Consider the following 23,258-nt stretch of genomic DNA (forward strand, 5'->3'; position numbering starts at 1 on the left):
AGCGTAATTTGATTCAAATTAGATTCTCAAAATACGAATAAAAACAATTCTCAATACTATTTGATATTGAGTGTCATTTGTGTAAAATCCCTCTTCAATTAAAAATGATTTTTGTTTAAGGAAGAGATAATGAAGCTGGGTCTAATAAGTTCACTTATGGGTTCTCTGTTGGTTGCGCAAACGGCATTCGCCGATATGACAGTGATTGAGGATGTTTTAGGTCGACAAGTTGAAGTTGACTTGCCTGCCCAACGAGTGATTTTGGGATTTTATGCTGAAGACTATATGGCAATAGGCTCCGAGCAAGCCTTTGATCATGTGGTTGGTATTTCCAGAGATACATGGGAAAGCTGGCGTCCAGCTAGTTGGTCTTTGTATACGAATTATCGCCCTTCTCTAAAAGATATCCCTGACGTGGGAGAAGTTGAATCTCAGACGTTCTCGATTGAAAAAGTATTAAGCCTCAAACCAAGTGTCGTATTGCTAGCGGATTGGCAGTATAAAGGCCTAGGTATGGACGCTGATACGTTAGAAGAAGAAGGTATTCCGGTTGTTGTCGTTGATTACAACGCGCAAACGTTAGAACGTCATTTGAAAAGCACCAATATCATTGGCCAATTAACGGGTCAACAAGAGCGTGCTAAAACAATCGCAAACGAATACGAAGCTGTGATTGCATCTACTCAACAGAAAATTTCAAAATCTGGTTTACCAAAGCCAAAAACCTATATTGAATTTGGTAATAAGGGTCCTAGTGAATACAGTTTTACTTACGGTAAGAATATGTGGGGTGCCATGTCCTCGGCGATGGGTGGAGACAACATTGCCGCCCCTTTTATTGAATGGTGGGGACCGATGAACCCTGAGCAAGTTATTGCCTCTCAACCAGATGTGGTTTTTATTGCTGGTACCGAGTCAGGTGTGAAGGGTGATTCTATGCCAATGGGGCAAGGAATCGATCGCTCTATGTCGGTAGAAAGGCTAAAAGGCTTCACTCAGCGAGATGGATGGTCTGCTTTTCCAGCGGTTCAAAACAACCGTGTTTATGGTATTTATCAAGGTGCTTCACGGACTATTTTAGATGCATCTATGGCTTTGTACATGGCAAAAGCACAATACCCAAGCTTATTTAAGGATACAGATCCTGAACAAGCCTACCTTGATTTTTATAAGAAGTATTTACCTGTTGTACCCACAGGAACCTTTGCGGTACAGGTTACAGAGTAATCTTTATTTTTAGGCAGACTTGTTTTTATTAGAGTATTTTTATGCATTCTGATCTTCTTCAAAATGCTGTAAAAGATCAGCGACGTTTGGAAAAACGTCGCTTTTCTATTATTGCATGCCTCGCTTTTATGCTGTTTTTTTCATTTCTACTCGATATTGCAACGGGACCCGCCCTATTAAATGTCCTAGATGTACTTAATGCGCTATTCAACCTAATGGGCTTTGCTATCAATGTTGACCCAACAACCCAAGTCATTGTCGCTAAGTTACGCTTACCTGTTGCCATTATGGCTGTCATTGTCGGAGGTGTATTAGGTGTTGGCGGCGCGGAAATGCAAACCTTATTGAACAATTCAATGGCCAGCCCCTATACATTGGGAATGGCCGCTGCAGCGGGGTTTGGCGCGGCGTTTTCTTTGTATTTTGATGCGTTTGGTTTCCACCCAAGCATTAGTGTTCCTATTAGCGCGTTTATTTTTTGCATGCTGGCGGCCTTTTTTCTCTTTTCACTCGCTATGATGCAAAGAATCAGTTCAGGTCAGTTAGTCCTTGCCGGTATTGCCCTACTCTTCTTGTTTCAATCTTTATTGTCTTTAGTTCAGTTTGTTTCGTCTCCTGAGTTGAGCCAACAAATTCTGTTTTGGCTATTTGGTAGTTTATCTAAAGCAAATTGGAGCAATGTCGCTTTGGTTTTTGCTGTGACACTGACATGTCTGTTTTTTTTATTACGAGATTCATGGAAATTAACGGCACTTAGGTTAGGAGAAGCAAGGGCCAAAAGCTTAGGTGTAGATGTGGCTCGATTACGCCTTAAAACCTTATTTTTGGTTGCTGTTATGACCGCTACCGTCACCAGTTTTGTGGGCATTATTGGCTTTGTGGGGATTGTTGCTCCAAATATGGCTCGAATGATTGTAGGGGAAGATCAGCGTTACTTCTTACCTTTGTCCTTTATTTTAGGGGCTTGTTTGTTGTCCAGTGCCTCAGTACTGTCAAAAATCATTGTTCCTGGTGCTTTATTTCCAATCGGTATTGTTACTGCCATTATTGGTGTCCCTTTCTTTTTTTGGCTAATCATGAGTAAAAGAAAATCATTATGAAAATGGACTCTGTGACTTCGTTAAAAAGCAAGATTGAAAGTGAAAACCCTGTGTTGATGGTGGATCAACTCAATGTGGCATTGGGAGATTTAGTGCTCGCTAAAGACATGTCATTTTCTTTAGAGGCCGGAAAAATACACGTTATTATTGGCCCTAACGGTACGGGTAAAAGTACCCTGCTGAAAGCCTTATTTGGAGACATAAAACGGCAGTCTGGTGATATTTATCTTCCGGATATTAAATTGACGAAGCGCTCTCTTGCTGAGTGGAGGAAACGGTTTGGTTATATGCCACAAGACATTCGTTTAGATGTTGGTTTGAGTGTCTTAGAGGTTGTTTTACTCGGTCAGCTCGATGCCCTTAGCTTTCGTTTAGAAGACAATATGATTCAAGATGCTTTAGTGGCATTGAATGACATTGGATTAGTGCATCTTGCACATCGTGACGTTAGTACATTAAGTGGTGGTCAATGTCAGATGGTGCTGTTCGCTCAAGCGTTAATGAGACAACCTAAAATCTTAATGTTGGATGAACCCGTGAGTGCTTTGGATTTGCATTTTCAGCATGTGTTGTTGGAACACTTAGCTGAGAAAACGAAAAAAGAAGGGTGGATCACTCTCTTAGTGTTGCATGATTTAAATTTGTCGGCGCAATATGCGGATAATTTGTTGGTTTTAAAAGACGGTAATTTGGTGTCACAAGGGCATCCCAACCAGGTACTAACGGCGAAAATGGTTCAAGATGTTTACAAGATTAAGGCTGAAATTATTAGCGACTCGTCTGGTATGCCATTTGTTCGAACAATACGCCAAACTGAACCCCAATATCGTCATATTAATGACGATTTAATGCCTCAAAAAAAGGTCGCTACCGGTGTGTAAATCATTGAAAAACGTTATCCTTCTTAAACCTTTCCAATGTGTCGTGTTCGTTTTTGCGGGTGTGTTTGTCCATTCTACAAGTGCGGCTGACTGGGAAATAAAGATGCTTAATTTTGGTGCAAAAGGCAGCATGGTATTTGAGCCTGACTTTGTGCAGGCTGAAGTAGGTGATACAGTGACCTTTATCCCCTCAAATAGTGGTCATAATGCGAGATCCTATGTTGTCCCCGACGGCGCTAAATCGTGGAAAACGCCAGTTGATAAACCCTATACCATCGCACTTGAACAAGAAGGGTTACATCTCTTTTATTGCCCTCCCCATTTAATGATGGGCATGGTTGGAATGATTCAAGTAGAACTTGCTTCAAACCTAGATAAACTCATGGCCAAAGCGCCTAAGCTACGTTCTAAAGTCGCTCTAAAACCTGAACGAGTCGATGAGTTGCTGCGGCAAATACATCAATAATACTAACTTGCTTAATACCGTCTTCATTTTATTTATTCAGCTGTTTGGTTCGTTATGTTTTTAAAGTCGTTTTTAGCCGATTGGAGTACTCTTACAGCGGCTGGCCGAGTACTGGTAATCAATGGCTTTACCTTTAACTTAGGTTTCTACATGATGCTGCCTTATCTAGCGACGCATTTGGCGCAGGATTTGGGTTTGAGTGGCGGTTTTGTTGGTTTTATTATCGGATTACGAGTCCTTAGCCAACAAGGTCTCTTTCTCGTTGGCGGCACCTTAGGGGATTACTTTGGCTATAAGCCGATGATTCTTTTGGGCTGTGCGGTGAGAGTGGTTGGATTTGCCTTATTAGGCATTGGAGAAAGCCTCTATGCATTAATTCTAGGCGCTTTTTTATCTGGTTTTGCTGGTGCGCTTTTTACCCCAAGCAGTCAAGCGTACCTAGCTTCTGACTATCCTCGACAACATGAAAGAGAAGGTATTTTTGCATTACAGAATTTAGCCAGTGAAGCTGGAATGTTACTTGGTCCAGTGTTTGGCTTAGCGTTACTGTCAGTTTCTTTTGCTTGGATTGGGGTCACTTCGGCTGTTTTTTTTGCCTTACTTTTAGTCATCCAATGGTATTATTTACCTGATAGCAAGCGTGCTAATCACAAACCTTCAGATGAAAAAGAGTCGACTTCGAGTGCGCCGAAAGACAGTCTCACCCTATTAGCTTACCGCTCCTTTTGGCACCAGTGGTTAGCCATGTTAAAAAATTCGGCTTTTATACGATTCGCCTGTTATGCATCGGTTTACCCCTTATTATTTCATCAATTATACAGTGCTATACCCAGTGAGGTTCGCTTAGTAACGGATAACGTAAGTATCATTACTTGGGTGTTTGTTGTGTCCTCTATTTTGGGCGTTACGCTACAAATGCCGATGAGTCGATTGGTGGAAAAAAAATTAGGCACCGCTTTGGGAATGGGTCTTGGGATGGGGATAATGGGGAGCGCTTATCTATGGTTAAGTATCGAGACAACTTGGCTACCCGCGTTACCTTTTTTGATCTGTGCGGTGTTTTTCAGTATTGGCTCTATGTTAGTTTTTCCCCTGTTAGGCGCGTATATCCCGACGTTTTCTTCAGTCAATGAGCTTGGGAGATATTACGGACTATTTGCTTGTATTGGTGGCGTGTATGCTTTTCTAGGCAATGTTGTTACCAGCTGGTTGCTGTCTTCAACAGAGCTGGAGCACGGCGTCATTTGGTTAGGGTTGTTCTTGATCAGCTGTCTTGCTGGTGGCGGTTTGTACCGACAAGTAAAACATCAGTCTAAAACCAGTGCATTGAATCCACTTTAATTGTATGAAATCGCAAGTTACGCATTGCTTTAGGGTCTATTATGATGTCTAAGCATTCTTTTAAAGAGCACAAACTAATATAAAATAGCGGTTCTGTACGTTTTTAGGCGGCTCTACTGTATCATGACTCAATTAGCTTCAAATAAAGAGGATAGTGTCAGAGTGTGTGCTCAAAATAGGCATTTTATAGTAGGTTACGGAAGTTTAATAAACAGTCGCAGTCGTGCTAAAACGGGTGAAACTGGGCGTGTTTGGTCGGTAAAAATTTCGGGGTTCGAACGCCATTGGTCTGTTATGTCGGCTGATTTTGGTATGAGTTCCGTTGCGGTGATTCCAAAAGAGGACGCTTATTGCAATGGGGTATTAATTGAGATCCATGAAAGTGAAATAGCCGCCTTTGATAAACGAGAGCAAGGTTATCAAAGGGCTCAAATTGATTCTCAGCAGTTGTCTTCTTATGAGAACGAAAGCCTACCTAATGGAACCGTATGGATTTATCACTCTCACGACATTACCTCGCCTAATCCCGCTTGCCCTATTACTTTAAGCTATGCCGATGTTATTTTAGCGGGTTGTTTAGAACATGGAGACGCTTTTGTTGAGGATTTTCTGCAGTTTACCTGTGGCTGGGATCATGCTGTTTTAAACGATAGAAAAGAGCCTCGTTATCCTCGAGTTCAACCTGAACTTGATGCAAAAAAATTGAACGCCTTATTTAAAAATGTGGCTAATATAACCCAAGAAGAGCTGTCGATTACTTATGAATTTTAACCCTACCAGTTTACTACTAGATCGTGTTTCTGACGCATTTTCAGGCAAAGTCTTGTTTGCAAATCCGGACGACACGTACCCTCTTGAGCTCGGTAAGCAGGCAGAGGTTTATGCTTGGTGCCAATCAAAATCCATATTTGATCGTTTACTTAGAGGCGGGTTTAATGAAAACCATGCTGAGTTTAATGCGACTTGGACTCAATCTACAGCAGAAACCTTTGATCATATTATTTTGATCCAACCAAAAGCCAAAGAATTATTAGATTACTTAATTGATGCAAGCATGCCTCATTTAAAGCTAGGCGGTAAAATTTGGTTAGTTGGTGACAATAAAAGCGGTGTGAAATCCTCTTATAAGCGATTAGAAAAACACGCGGTAAACGCGGGCAAAGTAGATGGTGCGAAACACTGTTTAGTGTATAACGCTTCTAAGGAAGAGGCGTCTCCAGCCTTCAAATTTGAAAAATGGATTACTCAATGGACGCAAACGGTCGCCGATCAAACTTTTACCTTATGCAGTATACCGGGTGTATTTGGTCATAAAAAATTGGATAAAGGGACGTCGTTGTTATTGGGGCAACTGTCTGAACACCGCTTTATGAGTGACGCCAAACAGGCTCGTTTTCTTGATTTTGGCTGCGGCGATGGCATTATTGCCCTTTGGCTACATAATAAAACTGGCGCTAAAATTACCGCGTTAGATGACAGTGCTCTTGCGTTGAAGGCAACGGAATTAACCTTTTCTGCCAATGGCGTGAGTGATTACGTCACAACCTTGGCGTCCAATGGTTTAGAGGATGTAAAAGGTCGTTTTAATTATATTGTGACCAATCCACCATTCCATACAGGCATGTCAACGGACTACAGTGTTGCCGAAGGTTTTTTTACGTCAGTAAAGCAACATTTAACCTTGAATGGCGAACTGTTTGTTGTGGCGAATGATTTCTTGAGATACCCCGACTTTATTGATGCGGCTCTGGGTACACATACGCGCTTACAAAGAGCGCAAGGGTTTGCGATTTATTATGGGAAACAAAAAAAACCGAAATAACGTGTTGGTATCCGTCTTTTTTGTAAGAGGATCATGATGGAAAAATAAAAAGGAGCCGTGTTATTCGCTCCTTTTTATTTTGGTCTTTCTTTACCGGCTATGCAATGGCCTCACTCAAGTCCATTCGTTTTTCTTCAACGGCGTGACAGGCGATAAGTTGCTCTACTTCTCTACGCAAAAGCGGTGCCTCTGTTTTGCAGCGATTATTTGCAAAACTACAGCGTCCATGGAATGCACAGCCACTGGGAGGATTAAGAGGGGAAGGTAATTCACCTTTTAGCTTAATCCGTTTACGGCGTTTATCAGGAGCAAGCTGTGGCGTACTGGACATTAATGCCAACGTATAAGGGTGTTTTGGATTCGCAAAAACCTGTTCTTTAGGGCCTTGCTCAACCACCTTACCCAGATACATCACCATAACTTCATCCGCGATATGCTCGACAACAGAGAGATCGTGAGAAATAAACACATAACTCAAACCAAATTCCTGCTGTAGATCCATCATTAAGTTTAGTACTTGAGCTTGTACAGAAACATCTAAGGCGGAAACGGGTTCATCCGCCACGATCACGTTGGGATCAAGCATTAAGCCGCGAGCGATGGCGATACGTTGTCTTTGGCCTCCTGAAAACATATGCGGATAGCGATCATAATGTTCGGTTTTTAGACCGACTTTTGACATGATCAATAGCGCTTTTGCTTTACGCTCAGCTTTGTTCAATTTGGTATTGATGACTAAAGGCTCTTCTAGGATATCGCCAATTTTCTTTCTTGGGTTGAGCGATCCATATGGGTTTTGAAAGATAATTTGTATGCGTTGGCGAAGCGCCATCTGCTCTGATTTTGATAACGTCAGCAAATTTTGCCCTTTATAATTAAGTTCGCCTGATGTTGGCGTCTCTATCATAGTCAGCATTCGCCCTAAAGTGGACTTACCACAGCCGGATTCACCGACTACGGCTAACGTTTTACCTCGTTCAAGCTCGAAGCTAATACCGTCGACGGCTTTTACTAATGCATCCTCTTTAAAGAAACCTTGATTGACAACATAGTGCTGCTTTAAATCTGTACCCTTTAATATGAGATTTTCATTTGTGTTGCTCATGCGGCAGGCCTCCCTTCAATATCAAGTGGTGTGTGGCATTTAACCTGTCTATCTAATGAGCCTTGTGTCGTGGGTTCCAGAGTGCGGCATTGGTCGGTTACATAAGGGCAACGGGGGCTGAGCAAACAGCCCGCTGGTCGGTCATATACTCCTGGGACCACACCTGATAAGGCATCTAGACGACTTTTCCCAGCAGAAGATTCGGGTAAAGATTTTAGTAACGCTTGGGTATATGGGTGCTTCGGAGAAGAAAATACCTCTGCAGCCGGTCCTGATTCAACTATTTGACCTGCGTACATGACGATGACTCGGTGAGCCACCTCGGCGACGAGAGCGAGATCGTGAGTGATTAAGACTAAGCCCATTTGCTTCTGACGTTGTAGGTCGATAAGTAAGTCAATAATCTGTGCTTGAATGGTGACGTCCAAAGCCGTAGTTGGTTCGTCAGCAATTAACAGTTTGGGGTTACAGGCGATTGCCATAGCGATCATCACACGTTGGCTCATACCGCCCGAAAGTTGATGAGGATAAGCGGATAAGCGTGTTTCGGGAGCGGGAATACCCACTTGATTCAACAATTCAACGGCGCGTGCATTGAGCTCTTTTTTTCGGCCTCCCTGATGCGTTTTTAAGGCTTCGATAATCTGATAACCTACGGTAAAGCAAGGGTTTAAGCTTGTCATTGGATCTTGGAAAATCATCGCAATTTCAGATCCAGTCAGCTTTCTACGTTGCGCCTCAGGCATGGTTAATAGGTCTTGTCCGTTAAAGGATAAGTTGTCAGCCTCCACTTTACCTGGGAAATCAATTAACCCCATGATAGACAGCGAACTCACGCTTTTACCTGAACCAGACTCTCCTACTATGCCTAGCACTTCGCCTTCTTCAACTTTGTAACTGATATTGTCAACGGCTTTAAACTGGCCAAAAGTAACCGATAAATTTTTGAGTTGTAATAATGACATAGTACTCTCCTACTGTTTCAGCTTAGGATCAAGGGCATCACGCAAACCATCACCCATGAGATTAAAGGCTAATACAGTGATCAGTATCATTAAGCCTGGAAACGTAACAACCCACCATGCACGCTGAACGAATTGCAAAGCATCCGCTAACATACTGCCCCATTCTGGTGTCGGTGGTTGAGCACCTAAACCAAGGAAGCCCAGTGCGGCCATATCTAGGATGGCACTCGAAAACCCCAGTGTCGCCTGAACAATTAAAGGCGCTAAACAGTTAGGTAAAATACAGATAAACATCAATCGTAGTGGACTTGCTCCAATGACACGTGACGAAGTGACGTAATCTCGTGACATTTCGGCTAAGGTGGCGGCACGAGTTAACCTTACATAGTGTGGCAATGACACGATTGAAATGGCGAGCGCGGCATTAATAATACTGGGTCCAAGGATGGCGACAATCGCAATGGCCAAAAGTAAGCTTGGCATGGCCAACATAATGTCCACAATACGCATAATCGCGGTATCAACAATGCCTTTACAGTAACCTGCTGTTAAGCCCAGTAAGATCCCTAGAAAAAGGGAAAAAGTGACTGAAATAATACCGACTGCAATGGACAAACGAGCGCCGTGTATTAAGCGAGATAAAATATCTCGTCCCACATCGTCTGTACCAAGGAAATAGCTCCAATTACCGCCTTCTAACCACGCTGGAGGAAGTAAAAGAGCATCGCGTGCTTGAATAGACGGAGAGTGTGGGGCAACTAGATCGGCAAATACGGCTAAAAAACAGATAAATACAATAAAAACAAGGCCAGCAACAGCACCTTTATTGCTTTTAAAATAAAACCAAAACTCTTGTAATGGCGTTCTTGGTACCGGTGCAACTAAAGAATCGGATGACACTGTCATTTGTTCTGTGCTCATAATGGTTCCTTAATGACTGTGGCGAATACGAGGGTTAATAATGCCGTAGGTAATGTCTACTAGCAGGTTCACAACAATGATGATGGTTGCGACAATTAATATCCCACCCTGTACAACGGGATAATCTCGACGCCCAATAGATTCAATGAGCCATTTTCCTATTCCAGGCCAAGCAAAAACAGTTTCTGTCAGAATGGCACCAGAAAGTAAAATACCGACCTGCAGGCCAATGACGGTAATGACGGGTATCAAGGCGTTTCTTAGAGCATGAATTACGATCACTCTCCAAGGGGCGATCCCTTTGGAACGAGCGGTACGAATATAGTCTTCACTTAATACTTCGAGCATCGACGAGCGAGTCATACGAGCAATCACGGCCATTGGTATCGTTCCAAGTACGATACTGGGTAAAATCAAATGTGAAACCGCAGAGGTAAACGCCCCGTCTTCATCAGAAAGCCAAGCGTCTATTAGCATGAAGCCCGTTGTATTATCTATCCAATAGACGACGTCAATACGTCCAGATACGGGAGTCCAACCTAGTGTGACGGAAAAAATAAGCATTAACAGCAAAGCCCACCAAAAAATGGGCATAGAGTATCCTGTAAGAGAAACGGTCATGACAGAATGATCAAAAATGGTTCCTCGTTTTACCGCGGCGATAATGCCCGCAGGTAACCCAATCAGGATGGCAAAAAGCGCAGCACAAACTGACAATTCGACGGTTGCTGGGAATAAAGCTAAGAATTCATCTAATACGGGGGTTCTGGTAACGAGTGAATTACCTAAATCGCCTTGTAAGACGCCGCCAACATAACGAAAGTATTGAATGTATAGAGGTTGATCAAAGCCCAGCTCTGCGCTCAGCATGGCGTGACGTTCTGCCGACACACCTCTCTCCCCAGCCATAACCTCAATAGGGTCGCCAGGAATCATATGAATAAGGGTAAAAGTAAGTAAGGTGATGCCAAGAAAAGTGGGAATCACTAAACTTAAACGACGTAAAATAAACTGGAACATAAAATATCTCTTGAAACACAAATGCTAGAGCAGAAAACCTGCTCTAGCATTTTTTGGGCGGGAAACTATTTGGTTAAACTAACACCAGAGAAGTAGTGACCACCAAGAGGATCAATGATGAAATTTTTCACTTCTTTACGAACTGGTTCGTATACAACAGAGTGAGCGACTGTGATCCAAGGCGCTTCACGTTTGAAGACCATTTGTGCTTCTTCATAGTACTTAGTACGGTTGACTACATTTGAATCTCGTTTTGCTTTTACTAGCAAATCATTGAATTCAGTATCACACCATTGGGCACGGTTTGATCCACCTACAGCGTCACAACCAAGTAATACATATAGGAAGTTATCCGGATCACCATTATCACCAGTCCAGCCTAGTAGAACCGTTTCATGTTCGCCTTTTTTAGAGCGGTTTAGGTATTCACCCCACTCGTAAGAAACGATTTCGGCTTTCACGCCGACTTTCGCCCAATCTTCTTGCATTACTTCTGCCATGCGTCGAGCATTTGGGTTGTAAGGACGTTGTACTGGCATAGCCCAAATATTGGTTGAGAAGCCGTTTTCATAGCCTGCTTCTTTTAAGAGTTGCTTTGCTTTAACTGGATCGTAGGTGTAATCAACCACTTTGTTGTTGTATGACCACATTGTCGGTGGAATAGGGTTTTTCGCTACTTTACCAGCACCTTGAAAGACAGAATTTATAATCGCATCTTTATTGGTCGCTAAGCTTAACGCTTGACGCACTCGAACATCATCAAATGGAGGCTTTTGCGTATTGAAAGCAAGGTAACCTACGTTCAAGCCTTCTTGGCTCATTAGGTTAATCTCTTCATCTGCTTTCATTTGTTCTAAGTCAGCAGGGTTTGGGTAAGGCATCATATGACATTCGCCGGCTTTTAATTTAGCGTAACGAACGGATGCGTCAGGTGTAATAGAGAAAACCAGACGATCAATGGCGGGTTTGCCTTTCCAGTAATCTTCAAATGCCGTGTAACGAATTAAAGAGTCTTTTTGATACTGAACCTTCTGGAACGGACCTGTTGCCGCTGGGTTAATATCGATTTGTTCTGGCGTGCCTTTTTTCATTAGCATATCAGCTTGTTCGGCTGAGAAGATAGATGCGAAATCCATTGCTAAGTTAGCAATGAAAGGGGCTTCTGGTTGGTTTAGAACAAACTTAACCGTGTAATCATCTACTTTTACAATGTCTTTTATTAATGAGTCCATGCCCATACCTGTGAAGTACTCGTAAGAACCTCCAGATACTTTGTGGTAGGGATGACTCGTATCCCACTGACGTGCAAAAGTGAAAATGACGTCATCAGCGTTGAAATCGCGTGTTGGCGTGAAGGTTTTTGTCGTGTGGAATTTCACACCTTGACGTAGTTTAAAGGTGTATTCAAGGCCATCAGGGGTTACTTCATAACTTTCCGCTAAGCCTGGCTCTGTCTGAGTAGTACCTAATTTAAATTCTAAAAGACGGTTAAACATGTTTTTAGAAGAGGCATCAAAGGTTGTACCAGAAGTGTAAAACGCTGGGTTAAACCCTTCTGGGCTACCTTCAGAACAATATACAAAAGTAGATGCAGCATGTGCAGACGTTGAAATCGCTGTTGCAGCCATAATGGCCATAGGTAAAGCGGCTAGCCCTTTTATCATTGTATTTCTCCGGTTCTCTTATGTGTTGTAATTAATTGAAATTATTCAAAGTCAAAAAATATTTTTTGTAATTTTTATAAACCTAGGAAGGGAGATGTAAGAGAGCGTCATGCCATTAATGACTCTACTCCATCCTTCGACTGACAGAGTAGAGCCACTTCACTCATCCGTGAGCCCCCCTATATCCATTTCATTCGCACTTATTTTTTGACAGTGGATGAAACAGCGTCCTTGAAGAGTAACTAAGGTGCACAAAATGACCAATCGAAATAACGATATACCTTATACGTATATTGTATGGTGTAGCTGAAATTTTTATAAAAAATTATGTTAATCAATGAGTTAAGTATATACCTTCATATAGGCCTTTTCGTGTTTTTGTTGAAAACGCCCTTTTTGCAATCGAATTATCTTAAATATAAGTCATGAATTTAGAGACTTGATTAATACTGACGTGTCATTTCGTCCATAGCCTTCTGTGATTAAACGCTGGTATTTTTCATCCACATCACGAGTTAAAGGGAGGCTTAATGACATCTTTTGGGCTTGATCCAAACAAAGCCCCAAATCTTTATGCATCCATTCAATGGCAAAACCAAAGTCGAATTGCTCTTTTGCCATTGTTTCTCCTCGATTTTCCAATTGCCAAGAGCCCGCTGCACCGTATTTAAGCGTTTCCACAAGCGTGGCGATGTCTAATCCTGCTTTTTGAGCAAAAAGAATGCCTTCTGATAGACCTGATAATACCCCTGCGATGAGAATTTGGTTTACCATTTTAGCGATTTGGCCGTGTCCTACAGGCCCTTGGAGCACAACGGATTTAGCATAACAGTCCATTACCTTTTGAACCTTTGCTAATACAGATGCATCGCCTCCAACCATCACAGTCAGTACGCCATTTTCTGCCCCTGCTTGTCCTCCTGATACTGGGGCATCTAAAAAATAGCCGCCTTTGTCCCGAGCGATTCGTGACAATTCTTGGGCCACTTCGGCAGAAGCCGTTGTATGATCGACAAAAATAGTACCTGGCGCCGCCTTTGAAAATACACCCTCTTCGCCAAGATAGACTTCCCTGAGATCGTTGTCATTCCCGACGCAAGTGAATACGATTTCTTTATTTTCAGCTGCCAGTGCCGGTGTTGTTTCCCACTGCCCCGTATAGGATTGTGACCAACTTTCTGCTTTTAATCTTGTTCGATTAAATACGGTAACGGAATGACCTGCCTGGCTTAAGTGACCCGCCATGGGGAATCCCATTGTTCCTAAACCGATAAAGGCAACTTGCTGACTCATATTTATCTCTCCATTTATCTATTATTAATGATGGTTTTGTCTTGTTAATCAAAGGTAACAGAATAGCGTGAGTGATTTCGAATGGTTAGTGACAGACTTAGAAAATTGTGAGCGTACAGTGGATATATATAGGTGTAATACCACAAATCACCTGTGGATAAAAATGTGCACTTAATTTAGAAAAGGCTTATTTAGGGTGTGGTTAACTGTTTTTTTTGTTAATTGTTTAAAAATCAATCATCTTCGTTTGCTTTTTTGTCGACTCATACCTTTGGTGTCATTTGATTTAGATTGAATGTCTCTTTAACGTAGCTGAGGTTGAGCATGGCTTCATATTAAAGGGTTCGCTTGTTACGTTCTCAACTTAATAATTAATATTATATATCTATATAAAACAAACCATTAGCATTTTATTAGCTGGTCTAGAATAGGTAATAAAGCGAGAGATAACTGCTTATTTGCTAATAAATCTAAATGTATGCCATCTAATTCACTTGGCTGAATAATACTGGCTGAGTTAAAAAACACACACTCATGTAAGCTAGCAACTCTTTGATAGTACTGGTGTAATTCTTGCGATTTTTCCACGGCGCCTTGATACATGTCAGCCAAATCCCCTTTTGGGGATAAAATATTTGGTGGCGCGACTAAAAAAATCTTAGGTGTTGGAAAATTATGTGGGCTTGGCGCCTGTATTTTATGAATAATTTGCTCTATCCCCTTTGACGCTTCATAAGCGCCTACATTGAAATAGTGCTTTAAATCATTTGTGCCAAGCATAAGAATGATGACGTCAATGGGACCAAAAATTTCCAATGTCGTTTGAATCGATAACGAGCCATTTCTACCTTCTCTAAATGGATCCTCCCAAACGGTTGTTCTTCCTGGAAGTCCAAAATTGATGACTGTGTGAGTTGAGCCTAAATGGTCGTTCAATAGTTCTGGCCAGCGTTGGTTGTGATTAAATCGACCACCTTGCGGAGCGGCTCCCCAAGTTAACGAATCGCCATAACAGAGTATTGTCGCCATGATAGTCCCCTTTTTGTTCAGAATACTCAGTAAGTATAGTCATTAATACAGCATGCATTGACTTTTTTCATGAATAAAGACGGCGGCTTAATTAATGATTGAGATAGCTCATTGGCTGACTTTTTGGCAGGCGCAGGCGATTCATAGCTAAGTCATTTATAGGACTGTTGTAAACAAATTTAGAGCCATTTAGGTTTCAGCGGTATCTATCTAAAACGCGTTTCATGATTTGTCTTAAGGACTGTTAAATCGCTGTTTGTGATTTCTGGCTCGATATTTGCTTTTAAAATGTGTTGCTTTAGTGTGTATACAGTCAACTATTAGGCAGACGAATGTAGATAAATAAAGTGCAAATAATGGTCACGCTAAAAATTGAAGGACTCACTACATTTTGTGACTTTTGATGCGCTATTTTGAGAGAAGCGTTCATTTCGTGTTTTTTTTTGATTAAGGTTTAGTATATTTTGTCTCTCTAATGTAAGAGACGTTTATTCCATAAAGTTCTTCTATTTATCTGTTTTTTAGCTAAAAATTTTGACTGATGGCAGTAAACAAGGTATTTATAACTGGGGTTGGGTATCAAATCAGATTTTTGGTTTGAAAGAAAAAATAATTTTACATAAGTTTACTGAACTCATTACGTTCTATTACAAAGTGGTAGTCTAAATGACGTTTTGATTGTCAGTAATTCGTAAGATTGTGCTCCATTATAATAATTAATAAATATAAAAGAGGGTTTATCTATGTCAACAACTCTGATTGTTGGTATCGACGGTAGTGAAGCAGGTGCTCGTGCTTTGTCTTACACTAAACGTCTAGCCACTTTGATTGGTTCGGATTGTAAAATCGAAGTAGTCTACGTCATCGAATGGTCTCCTTATTCTTTTCAAACTCCTGAAGAGAATGCTCAAAGAAATAAACAACGTGAAAAAGCCATATCGGTTGCGAATGAGCGCATTGTAGAACCTGCGGTTTCTTCGCTTATCTCTGAAGGTTTTTCTGCTGAAGGTCGTGTACTGCACGGTAAAGTAGCGCATCTACTGAACTCTGTTGCGGTAGAAACAAATGCAGAGCAAATCGTCGTCGCTCGTTCTTCTGCGGCCGGTTTCACTTCTCGTGTATTTGGTAGTGTTACGGCGAATTTGGTAATGAGCTCAACTGTACCTGTTACAGTTGTAGGCTAAGGAGTAATTATGAGATTAAAAAACGCAATGTATTCAATGATTGTGCTCTTTATGGGCCTATTTCAAGCAACAATAGCGAAGGCAGAAGGTATTGATGCTGCGGTAAACGCCGTATTTGCCTCTTCAACAGGTTGGTTTGTTAATTTAATTTTCGCTCCGTTACCTGGTACGTCTTTTCCATGGATCGTTCTTTGGTTGGTCGTGGGCGCAAGTGTTTTTACGCTGTACTTTGGTTTCGTTCAATTCCGTGCAATTCGTCATTCAATTGAATTGGTTAAGGGCGATTACTCGGACCCTAAAGACGCCGGTGAAGTCAGTCACTTTCAAGCGTTAACAACCGCTTTATCTGGTACGGTTGGTTTGGGTAACATAGCAGGTGTTGCTGTCGCCATTGGTATTGGTGGGCCGGGTGCGACTTTCTGGATGATCCTTGCGGGTTTGATGGGGATGGCCTCTAAGTTTGTTGAGTGTACGTTAGGTGTGAAGTACCGTAATGAATATAAAGATGGCAGTGTATCGGGTGGACCGATGTACTACATTTCTAAAGGCTTTGAAGAACGTGGCTTACCTGGCGGTAAATTCCTTGCGGCTCTGTTCGCTGTGTTTTGTATCTTTGGTGCGTTTGGTGGCGGTAACATGTTCCAAGCAAACCAAGCACACGCTCAATTAAGCAGTGTGATCGGTGATTACCCAGGTTGGATTACCGGTGTTATTTTTGCCGTGATTGTGTTCTTGGTTATTGTGGGTGGCATCAAATCTATTGCTCGAGTAACAGAGAAAGTCGTTCCTTTTATGGGCGTTCTTTATGTTGGTGCAGGCTTAATCATTCTGTTAATGAACTTCGATCAAATCGGTTGGGCTTTTGGCCAAATCTTTGAAGGCGCATTTACAGGGCTTGGTGTTGCTGGTGGTATGGTTGGGGCTTTGATTCAAGGCTTTAAACGTGCGGCTTTCTCAAACGAAGCGGGTGTTGGTTCAGCGGCCATTGCTCACTCGGCGGTAAAAACCAATGAGCCTATCACAGAAGGTTTGGTGTCTTTACTTGAGCCATTCATCGACACGGTTGTTATTTGTACTATGACGGCACTTGTGATCATCATTACAGGCCAATTAATCTCGGATCCTTCAACAGGTCTTTATGTATTGAATGAAGCCGGTACAGCGATTGCGACTCAAGGCGGTACTTCTGGTGTTGCGTTAACATCCGCTGCATTTGGTTCGGCATTCACATGGTTCCCATACATTCTCGTTTTAGCGGTTGTATTGTTTGCTTTCTCAACAATGTTAAGTTGGTCTTACTATGGTTTAAAAGCGTGGACGTATTTGTTCGGTGAAGGCAAAGCCGCAGAGATGTCTTTTAAAGTCTTATTCTGCTTGTTTGTTATCATTGGCGCGTCGGCAAGTTTAGGCCCAGTTATTGACTTCTCTGATGCGATGATTTTCGCAATGGCTGTTGTTAATATCATTGGTCTATACTTCTTAATGCCAATTGTTAAGAAAGAATATATCTCTTATTTCTCTCGCTTGAAGAGTGGTGAAATTAAGAAATTTAAATAAGGTAAACGTTATTTAAACTCTAAAAAGGCGTCTATTTAGTAGGCGCCTTTTTTTTGAATCATGGAAAATGGTATTAAAGGTTACCTTAAAGGAACTCATGGCTCTTAATAAAAGCAGACTAAATGGGGATGGATAGAGCGATGGCCACTTATTTAATCGGTTATTTTTGAATCTATTATTCTGTTTCTACCAATTTTCTTTGCCGTATATAGATGCTGATCTGCAATACTAAATACTTCGGTTGTGTTGGCGCCTTCATGAGAGTAGCCAATACCGATACTTGCGGTAATACCGTGAACAGGACTTGTGTCCAATTGGCTAATCGTATTTTTTAAATATTCTGCCAGCTCTAAGACCTTCTCTCTCTTACTGTTAAGCGTAATTATAATAAATTCCTCTCCTCCCCATCTTCCTAAGATATCATTAGGGTGTACTTTTCGGCTTAAGTAAGAGGCAATGCTCACCAATATTTTATCACCTTCTAGATGTCCGTATTGGTCATTAACTTGTTTAAAATGGTCTATATCGACGACTAAAATAGCGTAATCCTGCTGGTTTCCATCTGAATTCAGTTTTAGTTCTTTAATGACTTTATCGATCCCTCTACGGTTTAATATACGTGTTAATAAATCAATATAGGCATAATTCTCTAGTTTGATGGCCTGTCTTTGAGCTTGATCATTATTCTTACGAAGTTTAATGACCATCCACAATAGGGTTATGTAGATAAAATGAGCGATCCCCATGTTAATCACAACCGCTAAGGAATCGTTTAGTGTGTTGTCTATGATAAGCGCAATGAAATGACCAACTATCGTGATGCTAAAAATAATGAGGGTTGTTGGAGTGGCTTTTTTTACATCTAAGAACAGGTAGGCCATTACATAATTTAGTCCTAACCATTGTGAAGAGTTCAAAAAAAGCGCGTCGTTAAACGCATAATGCCAGATGCTTGAACAGATTAAGAAGCTAGCAATGACACTATAAGCGAGCATTAATAAAGTTTGATGGCTGAGTTTCTTCGTTAGGCTTAAAAAATAAATAATGCTCAAAAATGTGATACATAATGGATAACTGTATTGATCAAATAATACAATAGAACCGGTTACAGAATTGACTAACCAAATTAATGTAAAGCAAGCGATAGAGAATAAGATCAACTTTCTGAATAGCTCAAGCTTAACGCCTGACGCACGCAGTAAATAATGTCCAGTTCGTTTCTGATCCATTGTGAATCAATACCTATAAACAAAAAATTACATTATTGTACAGGTATTTTACATTTTGAAGTAGTTTGATTTTGCATGGATCGCTTAAAAACTGTCCAAAGAAAAGAAGACTCATTACTTCTGCTTCTACTTATTTTGGGTGTACTTTTAATCGCGCGTTGAAAGCGCCTTTCTTTGATGACTTTTCTAGACATTTCTACTGTAGTCTTTATAGTAGCCAATGTTTTAACAGCAGAATATAGGTCTAGATTATGTTAGAAGCTCAACCTATTGATATTAATAAACTTGAAAAAATACGCACATCTTGGCTGCCTGCGGTCGAGTTCTTGTTTGGTGAAGCCGTAAATGAAGCCGAGTTTGTTGGTTTTGAACTTCGTGATGACACCCAAACACCTTCTACTGCGTTTAATCATGCCACCAGGCCTTTTGCCTATACCATTCACATACCGCAGAAAAGTCTTAGTAATGACGTTTTATTGTTAGCCGACATTATGCATGAGTTGTGTCATGGGTTGTTTCCATTAGGTTATGAAGGCCACACAAAAGAACGTAAAACAACGGTTCTCTGTGAAGGTGCCGCAATCTATGCCTCTGTTGTCGCGTTGCGACAGGTGTTTGGAGATGAATGTGTGGACGAATATCTGAATGTCTTGAGCGAGCAAGCGTTTAGCTATTACGATGCATTTTCTTATGTGGCTACTTTATTGTCGGATGACCCTAAGGCGATTAAAAAATTACGTGTTTTGCGTCCTTTTTTACAAGATGTGCAGAAACCGGACTTTGCTTTAGCGGATGTCAATGCCGATGTTAAAATAAAAGACATACTATTGATGACGTTTCGTCCTTAAGCAGTATGAGCCGTCTTAGCTTAGACACTCACTATATTTCTAAACGTTAGATTCACTCTTGGCTGGTTAATTTTTTGGGTTGGCGGTAGCCTGTGCTGCCAATAATCTTGAGTCGTTCCAGCCATAACCAGCAAACTTCCATGCTCTAAAAGCACGGAAACCGTATCGTTGGTGAGCTTGTTTTTAAAAGAAAAGATTCTTTCGGCGCCAAGGCTTACAGAAGCAATTGATCCATGTTTCTTTAACTCTTTTTCAGAGTCACTGTGCCAAGCCATCCCTTCATTACCATCATGATATAAATTTAAAAGACAAGTATTAAATGTCTCCCCTAATGTGTTTTCCACAACGCCTTTAATATCAAGTAAATCCTTTGTCCAAGGTGATGCTTGTTTGGTAACGTTTGAATAAGTATAGCGAAATGCGTGGTCAGCATATAACGCTATCTTACGTTTGGTGGTAATGTGCTTACCCATAATAATGGCTTGGTCATGCTGCCAATTTACAGTATGTAACAAGCGCTCAAAATGAGTATTTGCTTCCTCTATTGATAGGAAAGCCCCGTAATATTTCACGATGTTTTCGCCATCCAAAAGGTTTTCAGGGTTTTCAATAAAGTCTCTAAATAAATTCATGACAGTTCAATGATTAGGGCGAGTTGGGTATTATCTCAATAATCCCATAGATATAGAAAATAAAAAAGACAGAAAACAAGGTACAATTGTCGTCTGTCTTTTAGGTTAATGACTGGATTCTGTCATTAATTCGTTAACGTGCTTTCAGATAGTTTAGCATAGTATCGGCATCGGATACTTCAAATGGGTCTGCCGGAGCATCGTCTTGATAGCCTGCTTCTGAGAACATTTTTACAATATTGCCATTTTCTACGTGCATAGCATAACGCCAGCTGCGCATACCAAAACCAAGATTGTCTTTCTTCACTAGCATACCCATTTGACGAGTAAAGTCGCCATTACCGTCTGGTAACAAGAAGACATTGTTTGCATTTTGACTTTTTCCCCACTGATACATAACAAAGGCATCATTCACAGAGATACAAATGACTGCATCGATTCCCTGTGCGGTAAATTCGTTATAAAGCGCTTCAAAGCGAGGTAAATGTGAGGTTGAGCAAGTAGGAGTAAACGCGCCGGGTAGAGAAAATACAACGACATTTTTATCTTTAAAAAGGTCTTCACTTGACACGTCTTTCCATTCAAATGGATTTGGACCGCCCAAGTCATCATTACGGACTCGTGTTTTAAAAACAACATTAGGTACTGTATTAGGCATGATAGGTTTTTTCCTTTTGGTCTACGGATGAATAATAGAATTTATTAATATCTATTTACTATAACTTGGTATGACGATGCGTTTTTTCAATCGTTCAAAACAGATTAGCGTATTCATTTTAACATTACTCTACTTCTGAAGAACGGAATACTTCTTTAGGCCGTTTATTCATTTCTTGGTGGGGTATTTATCCGTTAATGGCCGTAATTCGGTCTAGATAAATATTAGGTATTTCTTTCACTTTGCCATTCTAAATGGCACGTAATGGCTTCCGCTTTTGCGGCTCGGAGACCATCACTCATTTTCATGGGGGTAGCGAACAGTTTACCAGATTGAGTCGGCTCTATTTCTTTGACTGTGTCTCCCCAACCTCTCCCCATAACGCTTCAATTTTACTATCTCGGCCGCAACTGGCACGGTAATATCGGTAACGAATTGGGTTTTTCTTATAGTAATCCTGATGGTAGGTCTCAGCGAGATAAAAAGGGCTGGCGGCCAGAATCGGCGTAACAATTTTCTCATTAAAGGGCTTTGATTGTTTTATCTCTGCTAGCGATGTTTCGTATATGGCTTTTTGTTCATCACTTTGATAAAACATAGCGGTAAGATACGGGCTGCCCTTATCGCAGAACTGGCCTTTGTCATCTGTTGGGTCGATGGTTTTCCAGAAATAATCTGACAAAGACTTTAAGGTAACTTTCGTATCATCAAAGGTGATCTTTACCGCCTCGTAATGACCTGTTTTTTTTGCCGATACTTCTCGGTAAGTTGGGTTTTCTGTATGGCCTCCTGTGTAGCCAGAAACCACGTCTAAAACGCCATCAACTTTCTCAAAATCTGACTCGACACACCAAAAGCATCCACCTGCGACTATCATGGTTTGAGTTGTGGCCTTTACTGCGAACGAATGAGTTAGAAGCGCGGCACCTATCATGCCGCCAAACACTCTGTGTATTTTCATAATATTTCACCTGAACTAATCGTAAAGAATACGGTTTAATAAGCAAGACGCTTCTTTGATAAATATAGGGGGTGTCTCATAAAATATGATCACATACCCAAATAAAGACATTGTTCAGGCGCAATAGTTCCATTTAATAAACAGGTCGGAATAATCTACTGTGGTTAAAAGTCGTATTATTGGCCCTACTCGTTACTATTAAAACCCATGATCAGTACTGATTGGGTAGCCGTTGCCCTGTCGAAGCCGCGCTTTACGTGAGGCAACGCTCAATAATCGGTCGTCACTACTTAATGAATCAGGTTTTAGTCGTAAAATAGGTGTTGAGCGGAGCATGATAGGTGCCGTAACGGAGAACAAGCCATTACGCTAGCGGTCAAGTTTGCTAACGGAACGGCTTACTTATTTCACCGGCTTTATTCTGTTTCTGTCATTAACTGCTGAACACAACCGTACGGCTACCATTTAAAAACACACGCTTCTCAATATGATAGCGAATGGCGTTAAACAGCGTGATCCTTTCTACATCTTGCCCTTTGGAAATTAAGTCTTCAGGGTAGAAGGCATGGTCAACGGTTTGAATACCTTGAGTAATGATCGGCCCTTCATCTAGATCATTATTAACGTAATGAGCCGTGGCGCCTACCATTTTGACCCCTTTTTCCCATGCTTGATGGTACGGACGTGCGCCTTTAAATCCTGGCAGCAGTGAATGATGAATATTGATGGCTTTCCCATTCAATTGATCACACATCCAAGGAGATAGCACCTGCATATAGCGGGCAAGTACGACGAGTTCCGCATCGTATTTCTCTAATAGCTCAATAATTTGCTTTTCCTGTTGCGGCTTAGTTTCTGCCGTAATAGGTAAATGGTAATAGGGAATGTCATGCCATTCAGCCAACGCTTTTAGATCTGGGTGATTTGATATAATGACGGGTACTTCAATGTTTAACTGACCTGTACGGTGTCGGTAAAGTAAGTCATTTAAGCAGTGGTCGTATTTCGACACTAAAATAGCAACTCGAGGTTTATGCTCCGGCTTAGTCAGCGCCCATTCCATCTCAAACTCTGTCGCTCGAGGGGAAAACTCCAGGTCGAACTGCTCCGCACTAAAGGATTCGCCTTGGGGTTGAAACTCTATACGAATAAAAAAGCGTTTGGCGACATGGTCATCAAAAGAGTGAATCTCATCCACATAATTACCCGCTTCAGCCATAAAACGGGTAACAACATCCACTGTACCTAATTTACTTGGGCAGCTAGCGGTAAATATCCAAGGTTTTTTAATATGAACCATTATAGTACTCCTAACAGTATGCGACCTTCATTCATTTCAGTAACAGAATGACAGT

Annotated in this window: 22 protein-coding genes; 10 read left to right on the top strand and 12 right to left on the bottom strand. The window is 41.3% G+C overall.

Annotated elements, in window-relative coordinates; genetic code table 11:
* Positions 1-129 precede the first annotated feature (129 nt).
* The 7 genes from IEZ33_RS00170 to IEZ33_RS00200 all read left to right on the top strand — a co-directional run bounded on the left by IEZ33_RS00170 (position 130) and on the right by IEZ33_RS00200 (position 6,837).
* Positions 130-1,227, top strand: a complete 1,098-nt coding sequence (locus tag IEZ33_RS00170; protein ID WP_191601747.1) for an ABC transporter substrate-binding protein — start codon at positions 130-132, stop codon at positions 1,225-1,227.
* Positions 1,228-1,268: 41 nt separating this feature from the next.
* The gene (locus IEZ33_RS00175; protein ID WP_191601748.1) at positions 1,269-2,327 is read left to right on the top strand and encodes a FecCD family ABC transporter permease; all 1,059 of its coding nucleotides are present in this window, start codon (positions 1,269-1,271) and stop codon (positions 2,325-2,327) included.
* Complete coding sequence (locus IEZ33_RS00180; RefSeq protein ID WP_240009586.1) at positions 2,324-3,208, top strand: ABC transporter ATP-binding protein; 885 nt, start codon at positions 2,324-2,326, stop codon at positions 3,206-3,208. Before IEZ33_RS00175 ends, IEZ33_RS00180 begins: the two co-directional genes overlap by 4 nt.
* A 4-nt stretch (positions 3,209-3,212) precedes the next feature.
* Entirely contained in the window at positions 3,213-3,674 is a 462-nt protein-coding gene (locus tag IEZ33_RS00185) for a pseudoazurin (protein WP_240009587.1), read from the top strand.
* Positions 3,675-3,728: 54 nt separating this feature from the next.
* Entirely contained in the window at positions 3,729-5,015 is a 1,287-nt protein-coding gene (locus IEZ33_RS00190; protein WP_191601749.1) for an MFS transporter, read from the top strand.
* A 123-nt stretch (positions 5,016-5,138) separates the two neighbouring features.
* Positions 5,139-5,786 (top strand): gamma-glutamylcyclotransferase family protein, encoded by a 648-nt coding sequence (locus IEZ33_RS00195; protein ID WP_240009588.1) that lies wholly within the window; start codon positions 5,139-5,141, stop codon positions 5,784-5,786.
* Entirely contained in the window at positions 5,776-6,837 is a 1,062-nt protein-coding gene (locus tag IEZ33_RS00200; protein ID WP_191601750.1) for a class I SAM-dependent methyltransferase, read from the top strand. Before IEZ33_RS00195 ends, IEZ33_RS00200 begins: the two co-directional genes overlap by 11 nt.
* Positions 6,838-6,934: 97 nt before the next feature.
* Here the strand turns inward: IEZ33_RS00200 and IEZ33_RS00205 are convergent, their stop codons facing one another.
* The 7 genes from IEZ33_RS00205 to IEZ33_RS00235 form a co-directional block, all read right to left on the bottom strand.
* Positions 6,935-7,942, bottom strand: coding sequence for a peptide ABC transporter ATP-binding protein (locus IEZ33_RS00205; RefSeq protein ID WP_191601751.1), 1,008 nt, complete (start codon positions 7,940-7,942; stop codon positions 6,935-6,937).
* Positions 7,939-8,907: a dipeptide ABC transporter ATP-binding protein gene (gene dppD / locus IEZ33_RS00210; RefSeq protein ID WP_191601752.1), complete on the bottom strand. Its 969-nt coding sequence runs from the start codon at positions 8,905-8,907 to the stop codon at positions 7,939-7,941. The genes IEZ33_RS00205 and dppD overlap by 4 nt, the downstream gene beginning before the upstream one ends.
* A 9-nt stretch (positions 8,908-8,916) precedes the next feature.
* A complete protein-coding gene (gene dppC, locus IEZ33_RS00215; RefSeq protein ID WP_191601753.1) occupies positions 8,917-9,828 on the bottom strand; it encodes a dipeptide ABC transporter permease DppC in 912 nt (303 codons plus the stop codon).
* Positions 9,829-9,837: 9 nt separating this feature from the next.
* Positions 9,838-10,848, bottom strand: coding sequence for an ABC transporter permease subunit (locus IEZ33_RS00220; RefSeq protein ID WP_191601754.1), 1,011 nt, complete (start codon positions 10,846-10,848; stop codon positions 9,838-9,840).
* Between the two features lie 65 nt (positions 10,849-10,913).
* Entirely contained in the window at positions 10,914-12,512 is a 1,599-nt protein-coding gene (locus IEZ33_RS00225) for an ABC transporter substrate-binding protein (RefSeq protein ID WP_191601755.1), read from the bottom strand.
* A gap of 423 nt (positions 12,513-12,935) precedes the next feature.
* Positions 12,936-13,805, bottom strand: a complete 870-nt coding sequence (locus tag IEZ33_RS00230; RefSeq protein ID WP_191601756.1) for an NAD(P)-dependent oxidoreductase — start codon at positions 13,803-13,805, stop codon at positions 12,936-12,938.
* A 402-nt stretch (positions 13,806-14,207) separates the two neighbouring features.
* Positions 14,208-14,834: an SGNH/GDSL hydrolase family protein gene (locus IEZ33_RS00235; protein WP_191601757.1), complete on the bottom strand. Its 627-nt coding sequence runs from the start codon at positions 14,832-14,834 to the stop codon at positions 14,208-14,210.
* A gap of 743 nt (positions 14,835-15,577) precedes the next feature.
* Between IEZ33_RS00235 and IEZ33_RS00240 the strand changes: the two genes are divergently transcribed.
* Complete coding sequence (locus tag IEZ33_RS00240; protein WP_191601758.1) at positions 15,578-16,018, top strand: universal stress protein; 441 nt, start codon at positions 15,578-15,580, stop codon at positions 16,016-16,018.
* 9 nt (positions 16,019-16,027) lie between these two features.
* A complete protein-coding gene (locus IEZ33_RS00245; protein WP_191601759.1) occupies positions 16,028-17,575 on the top strand; it encodes an alanine/glycine:cation symporter family protein in 1,548 nt (515 codons plus the stop codon).
* Between the two features lie 152 nt (positions 17,576-17,727).
* Here IEZ33_RS00245 and IEZ33_RS00250 read toward each other — a convergent pair whose 3' ends face one another.
* The gene (locus IEZ33_RS00250; RefSeq protein ID WP_191601760.1) at positions 17,728-18,804 is read right to left on the bottom strand and encodes a GGDEF domain-containing protein; all 1,077 of its coding nucleotides are present in this window, start codon (positions 18,802-18,804) and stop codon (positions 17,728-17,730) included.
* A 251-nt stretch (positions 18,805-19,055) separates the two neighbouring features.
* Here IEZ33_RS00250 and IEZ33_RS00255 point away from each other — a divergent pair, with 251 nt between their 5' ends.
* Positions 19,056-19,652 carry a hypothetical protein gene (locus IEZ33_RS00255; protein WP_191601761.1) on the top strand — a complete coding sequence of 199 codons (597 nt, stop codon included), beginning with the start codon at positions 19,056-19,058 and terminating at the stop codon, positions 19,650-19,652.
* A gap of 20 nt (positions 19,653-19,672) precedes the next feature.
* Here the strand turns inward: IEZ33_RS00255 and IEZ33_RS00260 are convergent, their stop codons facing one another.
* From IEZ33_RS00260 to purU, 4 genes are all read right to left on the bottom strand, one after another.
* The gene (locus IEZ33_RS00260) at positions 19,673-20,284 is read right to left on the bottom strand and encodes an alpha-ketoglutarate-dependent dioxygenase AlkB family protein (protein WP_191601762.1); all 612 of its coding nucleotides are present in this window, start codon (positions 20,282-20,284) and stop codon (positions 19,673-19,675) included.
* Positions 20,285-20,417: 133 nt separating this feature from the next.
* Positions 20,418-20,942 (bottom strand): peroxiredoxin, encoded by a 525-nt coding sequence (locus tag IEZ33_RS00265; RefSeq protein ID WP_191601763.1) that lies wholly within the window; start codon positions 20,940-20,942, stop codon positions 20,418-20,420.
* 343 nt (positions 20,943-21,285) lie between these two features.
* A complete protein-coding gene (gene msrA / locus IEZ33_RS00270; RefSeq protein ID WP_191601764.1) occupies positions 21,286-21,903 on the bottom strand; it encodes a peptide-methionine (S)-S-oxide reductase MsrA in 618 nt (205 codons plus the stop codon).
* Between the two features lie 433 nt (positions 21,904-22,336).
* Positions 22,337-23,203: a formyltetrahydrofolate deformylase gene (purU, locus tag IEZ33_RS00275; RefSeq protein ID WP_191601765.1), complete on the bottom strand. Its 867-nt coding sequence runs from the start codon at positions 23,201-23,203 to the stop codon at positions 22,337-22,339.
* Between the last annotated feature and the right edge of the window lie 55 nt (positions 23,204-23,258).

The sequence above is a fragment of the Marinomonas algicola genome, from assembly GCF_014805825.1.
GTDB lineage: Bacteria > Pseudomonadota > Gammaproteobacteria > Pseudomonadales > Marinomonadaceae > Marinomonas > Marinomonas algicola.